The 7,526-nt window shown below is 69.8% G+C and carries 7 protein-coding genes; 2 read left to right on the top strand and 5 right to left on the bottom strand.

Going from position 1 to position 7,526, the window contains the following annotated elements; genetic code table 11:
* Both I0Q12_RS17700 and I0Q12_RS17695 read right to left on the bottom strand, forming a co-directional pair.
* Positions 1–338 (bottom strand): cyclic nucleotide-binding domain-containing protein (locus tag I0Q12_RS17700; protein WP_307846326.1); only part of this gene is annotated, 338 nt, incomplete at its 3' end.
* Positions 335–1,480, bottom strand: coding sequence for a 4Fe-4S dicluster domain-containing protein (locus tag I0Q12_RS17695; RefSeq protein ID WP_197253134.1), 1,146 nt, complete (start codon positions 1,478–1,480; stop codon positions 335–337). The genes I0Q12_RS17695 and I0Q12_RS17700, both read right to left, overlap by 4 nt.
* A gap of 177 nt (positions 1,481–1,657) precedes the next feature.
* Here I0Q12_RS17695 and I0Q12_RS17690 point away from each other — a divergent pair, with 177 nt between their 5' ends.
* Positions 1,658–2,080 carry an Hsp20/alpha crystallin family protein gene (locus I0Q12_RS17690; RefSeq protein WP_197253133.1) on the top strand — a complete coding sequence of 141 codons (423 nt, stop codon included), beginning with the start codon at positions 1,658–1,660 and terminating at the stop codon, positions 2,078–2,080.
* 104 nt (positions 2,081–2,184) lie between these two features.
* Here I0Q12_RS17690 and I0Q12_RS17685 read toward each other — a convergent pair whose 3' ends face one another.
* Together I0Q12_RS17685 and I0Q12_RS35125 are read right to left on the bottom strand one after the other, a co-directional pair.
* Positions 2,185–4,485, bottom strand: coding sequence for a heavy metal translocating P-type ATPase (locus tag I0Q12_RS17685; protein WP_307846325.1), 2,301 nt, complete (start codon positions 4,483–4,485; stop codon positions 2,185–2,187).
* Positions 4,455–4,922, bottom strand: coding sequence for a sensor histidine kinase (locus I0Q12_RS35125; RefSeq protein WP_197253195.1), 468 nt, complete (start codon positions 4,920–4,922; stop codon positions 4,455–4,457). Before I0Q12_RS35125 ends, I0Q12_RS17685 begins: the two co-directional genes overlap by 31 nt.
* A gap of 86 nt (positions 4,923–5,008) precedes the next feature.
* Here I0Q12_RS35125 and I0Q12_RS17675 point away from each other — a divergent pair, with 86 nt between their 5' ends.
* Positions 5,009–5,497, top strand: coding sequence for an SRPBCC domain-containing protein (locus I0Q12_RS17675; protein ID WP_197253131.1), 489 nt, complete (start codon positions 5,009–5,011; stop codon positions 5,495–5,497).
* Between the two features lie 87 nt (positions 5,498–5,584).
* On the opposite strand, the gene ppc is transcribed toward I0Q12_RS17675, so the two are convergent.
* Positions 5,585–7,526 (bottom strand): phosphoenolpyruvate carboxylase (gene ppc, locus I0Q12_RS17670; protein WP_231610909.1); only part of this gene is annotated, 1,942 nt, incomplete at its 5' end.

Raw genomic sequence — 7,526 nt, 5'->3', positions numbered from 1 at the left:
GTCGCCTGCAGGGCGACGACGTCCAGCTCGGTGGCCTCGGTGACGGCCGCGGCGTGCGCGGTGAACTGCCAGCGGGGACGGGCAGCGAGCCAGGAACAGCCGAGGATGTCGCCGCCGTGCACGGTTTCGAGGACCACGGTGCCTCGCCCCGGTACCACCGTGCTCAGCACGACGCTGCCGGTGTGCAGCAGCCAGCACCGGGTGGCGGGTTCGTCCTCCCGGAAGACGAGCTCGCCGGGGGCGAACCCGACGGCGACTGCGAAGTCCGCGAGCCGGGTGCGGTGTTCCTCGGAGAGCCCGGCGAGCGCGGCCGGGAGAACGGGCTCGGGAGCGTTCACCGGTCGTCCTCTCCCCACGCCGGGAGCAGCTGTGACAGTCGTGCCGCTTCCTCGGTGATGTCGATGCCGACCGGGCACCAGTCGATGCAGCGTCCGCATCCCACACATCCGGAACTGCCGAACTGGTCGAACCACGTGCCGAGTTTGTGCGACATCCACTGGCGGTACCGGCTCTCGCCGGAAGTGCGGACATCGCCGCCGTGCAGGTGGCTGAAGTCGAGTTCGAAGCAGGACGACCAGTGCTGCCAGCGCTGCGCGTGCTCACCGGTCAGGTCGGTCGTGTCCTCGGTGGTGGTGCAGAAGCAGGTGGGGCATACCATCGTGCAGTTCCCGCAGGTCAAGCATCGGTCGGCGACGTCTTCCCAGACGTCGGCGTCCCGGGCACGCCGGAGGAGCTCGCGCAGATCCGTGTCGGGCATGTGGCGGCCCATGTGCCGGGCCGCATCGGCGACCGCGCGGCGTGCACCCTCGACGTCGTCTGCTTCCGCGACACGGGACTCGACGTCGCCGAGGACTGCCGCACCGGATTCGGTTCCGACGTCGACGAGGAATCGGTGGCCGTGGTTGTCGAGGAGTTCGGTCAGCGCCAGGTCGTATCCCGCCCCGGCCGCCGGCCCGGTGCCCATGGAGGCGCAGAAGCACACACCGCCGGGTTCGGTGCAGTGCGCGGCGACGACGAACAGGCTGCGGAAACGGCGCGCGGTCGGTGTATCGGCGTCCGGGTCCGGACACAGGACACGGCGCAGCACCGCGATCGCCGCGAGATCGCAACCGCGCACACCGACGAACGCACAGGGCGTCTCGTCGACGACGGGCGGTTCCCACGGACCGTCACGGGTGGTGGACCACAGTTGCCGTCGCGGTGGATGCAGGTACTGCTTCCAGGATTGGGGACCCGACGAATGCGCGAACACGGCGGCGTCGTCGCGTCGATGCAGCCGGTAGCGGCCGGGAGCGGTCTCGACGCCCCATCCGGCCGGCAGGTCGGCCCCCGATTTCAGCTCACCGAGGACGATCGCGGTGTCACTCACGGTGGGGCCGACGACCCGATATCCCCGCTCTCGCAGTACGTCGATCAGCAGATCGAGACCCCGGCGGTCCAGGATGCGTTCGTCCACCCGCGGGATGCGTGCGCCGTCCATGCGCCTGCTCCTTCGTCGGCCGCGTCGGCCGTCGACAGTTCACCTTCCATTGAGCCAGGTCACATGCCCTCGGCGATAGGGGCCCTTCGTCCCTTCCTCGGCTCATCGGTGCCGACCGGCACCGCAAGAGGGGAAAATTGACGGTGCGACAGTTACACACACGGAAGGGGGAACACGATGTCTGTGCCCGCTCGCCAGCCCCGTTCGGTCTTCCCGGAGCTGTCCGAAATCTTCGACACGCTCCGATGGCCTTCCTTCGGTACCGTCTTCGGCAACAACCTCATTCGCGTCGAAGACCACATCGACAACGGTCGCTACATCGTCCGAGCCGAGATTCCCGGAGTGGACCCGGACAAGGACATCACCGTCACGGTCGACCGCGGCCGCCTCGACATCCACGCGGAACGCACCGAGGAGAAGACCGAGAAGGGCCGGTCCGAGTTCTCCTACGGTTCGTTCCATCGCTCGGTGACCCTGCCGCCCACCGCCGACGACGAGGACGTCGAGGCGTCCTACGACAAGGGAATTCTCACCGTCTCGATCGGGCTTGCCGAGGGAACCGAATCCGCCAAGAAGATCGACATCAAGACCACGAAGTGATGCCGTCGAGCGCTCCCGGGGCCCGTCCGAGAGCGCCGACGCGCTGAGTGGAACAACGCACTGCCCGGCTCGAGGATTGCCTCGAGCCGGTTCGGTGCGGTGCCTCACAGCGAGGGCGGGTCATCGCGATGCTCGCCCGTTTCGACGAGGGTGAAGTAGTTCTCCTCCTCCTGAAGGAAGTGCAGGCGCAGCAGCGCGTGCAGGCCGTACAGACATGCGAGGAGGTCGTCGCACCGGTCCGGGTCGACAGCGCCGCGCGAGTCGATCTGCCGGCGATGGGTGTGCAGTCGGCGAGCGAGCCGCTCGATCTCGGCGTGCATCCGGCTCATCGTCGCGGTGGCCTCACCGCTGCCGAGTGGCGCGGCCAGCGCCGGATAGAGTTCGGTCTCCTCGGCCTGCTCGTGCGGAAGCAGAGTTCCGGTGAGGAAGTCGTCGACGTCCCGCAGCGATTCCACCGCTCGTTGCCGGTCTCCGGCCGCCAGGAGCTGCGCGGTGTCGCGCAGTATCGAGAGCCGGTCCCTCATCTCCTCGTGCTCACACGAGAATCGCTGCAGCATCTTCTCGGTGTCCTCGGGCAGCACCGCGTCGCGGGTATGTTCGCCGCGCAGCGCCCGGAGCGCATTGAGGATGACGGCGACGTCGATGGCTTCCTGCAACAACGCGCCCACTGCCGGAGCCAACCAGCCGGCTGCCGCACATCCCATCGCCACCACAGACAACGTCATCCCGATGCCGGCGCTCTGGAGAGCGATGCGGCGGGATCGGCGCGCGATTTCCATCGCGTCGGCGATGCGGTCGAGCCGGTCCGTGGTCAGGACGATGTCGGCAGCCTCGGAGGTTGCCGTCGACCCGCGCGCACCCATCGCGACCCCGACCGTTGCGGCGGCCAGGGCAGGAGCGTCGTTGACGCCGTCGCCCACCATGACCGTCACCGCCGACTCGCACTCGGCTCGCACCCGGGACACCTTGTCCGCCGGCGTCTGTTCCGCATAGACGTGGTCGAGGCCGAGAATCGCGCCGATCTCCGCGGCGGGCGCACGCCGGTCGCCGGTCAGCATCACCAGCCTGTTCAGACCCGCCGACCGTAGGCGTCTGAGCGTGCGCGGCGCGTCCCGGCGCAGGGGGTCGGTCAGCAGGATCGCGCCGGCCAGTTCGCCGTCGACGGTCACCCACACGACGACCGCGCCGTCGAGAACGCTTCGAGCCACCACCGCGCGGGCCCACGACGGTGCGTGTGCCGGCAGGACCAGCGTGCCGACGGTCACGCGGCGACCGTCCACGGTGGCCGCGATCCCCGTGCCGGGTTCCTCCACGACCTCGGTGGGATAGGACAGCGTCAGACCCCGGATTCTCGCATCTTCGACGAGGGCGTCGGCGAGGACGTGTGCGGAAACCTGGTCGGCGGACGCGGCCAACCGCAGAACCTCGGGAGCGTCGTAACCGGGCGCCGTGACCATGTCGGACTCCGCGGGCCGGCCGGTGGTCAGAGTCCCGGTCTTGTCCATGACGAGTGTGGTTGCCTGGCCCAGGTTTTCGAGAGCGCCCCCACTACGGATCACCACTCCCCTGCGAGAAGCCCGAGAGAGCCCGGACACGATCGCGACCGGGGCTGCGAGCAGCAGTGGGCACGGGGTCGCCACCACGAGGACAGCGACCGCCCGCACCGCAGTACCACTCGCCACCCACGCGACGGCAGCGAGGATCAGTGCGACCGGGAGGAACCACGCTGCGATCCGATCGGCCAGCCGCACGACCGGGGCGGATTCCGCAGCAGCATCGCGGGCGAGCCGGACCACTCCGGCGTAGGTGCTCTCCTCGGCGGTCGCGCGTGCCTCCATTTCGAAGACGGCGCCGGCGTTGACGACACCGGACCGCACGGCCTCGCCGGCGCCGCGCCGGACGTTCATCGGTTCACCGGTGAGCGTCGATTCGTCGAGGACGGCGACAGGACCGATGATCCAGCCGTCGACCGGAACCGTTTCACCCGATCCGACGACGAGGACGTCGCCTGCCGCGATGGCGTCGATGGCCACGGTCTCGACGATCTCCCCGCGCCGGCGCCGGGACGAGCGCGGCGCACGGTCGAGCAGGCTTCGCAGGTCCTTGGACGCGCGGCGGTTCGCCGCGGCGTCGAGACTCTGGCCGGTGGCCAGCATGACGGCGATGAGGGCGCCGGCAAGGTACTCGTCGACCAGCAATGTGCCGAGCAGCGACAGCACGGCGATCAGATCGACCCCCACCCTCCCGCGGCGCAATGCCGTCAGCACCCACCACACCGCGGGCACGATCGCGATCACCGTGCCGGTGATCCAGAACCTGTTCGCGACCGCGGCTGCGCCCGCGAGCCAGGCGACAACGCCGCCCGTCAGAAACGTCAGGGTGAGAACCAGCAGAGCCGGTTCCACGAATCGCCGCCATCGTTCCCGCCCGGTCGGATGCGGTACCGGATCTCCCGCCACTGCTGTGCTCCTCGTCCGCCGATCGCGATCACCGTCCGCCGATGGAGATCACTGCGGATGACGGCCGGGTGGCGTCGGGAATCTCGGTGATCGGGCGGGCGCGACCGATACGACTCGATATCACCGTAGTGGTCCGACCCGTACCGTGCAGCCGGACCACGGCACGGCAGGTCCAGCTCGAGCGAGCCCCGCATCCCCGGCCCGTCGCCGGTGAGAGTGCCGCCGTGCACGGTCGCGAGCCCGCGCGCGATGATCGGTCCGAGACCCCTGCCGGCGGTGCTGCGTGCGGGATCGACCCGGTGGAATCGCTCGAAGATCGCCTCGAGCCGGTCCGGTGCGGCGCCCTCCCCCGTATCCGCGGCGGCCGGTCTCGCGTCGGTCACGGATCGCGCCGGAAACCGCACCGGTGGATGTCTCGCACGGAAGAATTGTCGGTGTCCGGCATCCGACGACCGGAGGGAGCATTCCGATGAGCACCCCGTCCACCGTGCTCGGCGAGGTCCGCCCCGAGCACGACTGTCCGCACGGTTCGATCCTCGTAACCTTGCACTATCAGCGCAGTTTCGCGCTGCCGATCGGCGAGGTGTGGGCGGCGCTGACCAAGCCGGACGTGCTCGCCCGCTGGTACGGACGGTGGACCGGGGATTCGTCGTCGGGCCGGGTGCGTTTGACGATGACCGACGAGCACGACTCGACGACAACGGATGTCACGATCGTCGAGTGCGCGGGTCCGCGGATGCTCGTCGTCGACGTGGACGGGTGGAGGCTCGAGCTGCGGTTGCGTCAGGTCGGCCGGGTCACGACCCTCGAGTTCACGCATCGGCACGTTCCCCGTTCGGAGGCGGCCGAGATCGGTCCGGGCTGGCAGTACTACCTCGATCGGCTCGACGCGCTGCTGGCCGGGCAGCGGGAGCCGCGCTGGGCGGACTATCCGGAACTCGGCGAGGCGTACCGCTGAACACAGGATCCCTGTACGACGGTGGGTGCACCGATATTTCGGTACACCGACCGTCGTTTCGGGCGTCAGCCACTGTCGCCTCCGGCGTCAGCCGCTGTTACGCAGTGCGGTGGCCAGGCCGTTCATGGTGAGCTGGATGCCGCGCCGTACCTCGTCGGTGTCCTCCCCCGCGCGCAGTCGCCGCAGTAACTCCACCTGCAGGTGGTTGAGCGGTTCGAGGTACGGGAACCGGTTGTGCACAGACCGCGCCAGCGCCGGGTTGTCCGCCATCAGGTCCGGTCGTCCGGTGATCGCCAGATAGGTGCGGACGGTGCGCGCGTGTTCGTCGACGATCTTGCCGAAGACGCGGTCGCGCAGGTCGGTGTCGGGGACGAGTTCGGCGTAGCGGGCGGCCAGCCCCATGTCGGATTTGGCGAGCACCATCGCCATGTTGGACAACACGGTGCGGAAGAACGGCCACCGCTCGTACAGGTCGGTGAGCGTGGCACGGCGGGTGTCGTCGTCGCCGATCCACGATTCGAAGGCGGTGCCGGTGCCGTACCAGCCGGGGAGCATGACGCGGGACTGGGTCCAGGCCAGCACCCACGGGATAGCCCGCAGATCCGCGATCGACGACGTCGGTTTGCGTGAGGTGGGACGGCTGCCGATGTTGAGTTGCCCGATTTCGCCGACGGGCGTGGCGGTGCGGAAGTATTCGACGAATCCGGGGGTCTCGTGCACGAGTTCGCCGTAGGCCGCGCGGGCCCGGGCGGCCAGGTCGTCGAGGATCGCGTAGGCGGCGGGCGCGTCGGCGCCCAGGCCTTCGACGTCGAGCAGCGTGGATTCGAGGGTCGCGGCGACGAGGCTTTCGAGGTTGCGGCGCGCCGAGCGGGGTTCGGCGTACTTCGCGGCGATCACCTCGCCCTGCTCGGTCAGCCGCAGTGACCCGGTGACCGCGCCCGGGGGTTGCGCAAGAATCGCGTCGTAGCTGGGGCCGCCGCCGCGGCCCACGGTGCCGCCACGGCCGTGGAACAGCCGCAGCCGGATACCGTGCTCGCGGGCGCATTCGACGAGGTCGAGTTCGGCGCGGTACAGCGCCCAGTTCGCGGCGAGGTAGCCGCCGTCCTTGTTGGAATCCGAGTAGCCCAGCATGACCTCCTGCACCGACCCGGCCGAGTCGACGAGGCTGCGGAACTCCGGGATCGACAGGGCTGCACCGAGAATGGCGGCGCCGCGCTGGAGGTCTTCGATGGTTTCGAACAGCGGGATCACCGCGACCGGGCAGCGCGGGCCGGTGTCGGTGTGGTCGACGAGCCCGACCTCCTTGAGCAGCACCGCCGCTTCGAGGAGGTCGCTGACCGACGCGCACATGCTGATGATGTAGTGCGGCACGGCGTGGGCGCCGAGCAGCCGGATGGCCTCGGCAGCGGCGCGGAGCACCCCGAGTTCGGCGGTGGTGAGCTCCCCGAGCCGGGCGCCGGGGGCGCTGAGCGGGCGCCGGGTGGCGAGCTCGCGGGTGAGCAGTTCGACCTTGCGGTCTTCGGGCAGCGCCTCGTAGTCGTCGGTGACGCCGGCCCAGGCGAGCAGTTCGGCGACGACCCGGCCGTGGACCTCGGAGTTCTGCCGCAGATCGAGGGCGCTGAGGTGGAACCCGAACACCTCGACGGCGCTGCGCAGGTGGGCGAGGCGGTCGTCGGCGATGACGTCGTCGCCGGCGGCCCGCAGCGAGGCGTCGAGGACGTCCAGGTCGGCGAGCAGTTCGGCCGGGCCCGGGTAGGGCTCGAGGAGGGGGACACCGAAGTTCGGCGGGTCGTCGAGCAGACGCTGCGCGGTGGCGGCGAGGCGGCCGCGGATGCCGTGGATCGCGCGCCGGTAGGGTTCGTCGGCGCGTGCGGGCACGTCGTCGGCGGCGGCCTCGACGAGCGCCTTCAGTTCGGCGGTGATCGGGACGAGCCGCTCGGACATCGACAGTTCCTGCTCGAGTTCGGCGAGTTCGGTGCGGTAGTGGCCGAAGACCGTGGTCGCGGCGCGGTCGGTGGCGCGGTGGACG

This window comes from Rhodococcus sp. CX (genome assembly GCF_015865005.1).
Lineage (GTDB): Bacteria > Actinomycetota > Actinomycetes > Mycobacteriales > Mycobacteriaceae > Rhodococcus.
Note: the sequence above shows the minus strand (reverse complement) of the source record. Positions and strands in the feature narration are given on the sequence as shown.

Coding starts and splice junctions, on each gene's coding strand:
- I0Q12_RS17675 (WP_197253131.1), top strand. CDS start 5,009: ATGAGCACCCCGTCCACCGTGCTCGGCGAGGTCCGCCCCGAGCACGAC.
- I0Q12_RS17695 (WP_197253134.1), bottom strand. CDS start 1,480: ATGGACGGCGCACGCATCCCGCGGGTGGACGAACGCATCCTGGACCGC.
- I0Q12_RS17690 (WP_197253133.1), top strand. CDS start 1,658: ATGTCTGTGCCCGCTCGCCAGCCCCGTTCGGTCTTCCCGGAGCTGTCC.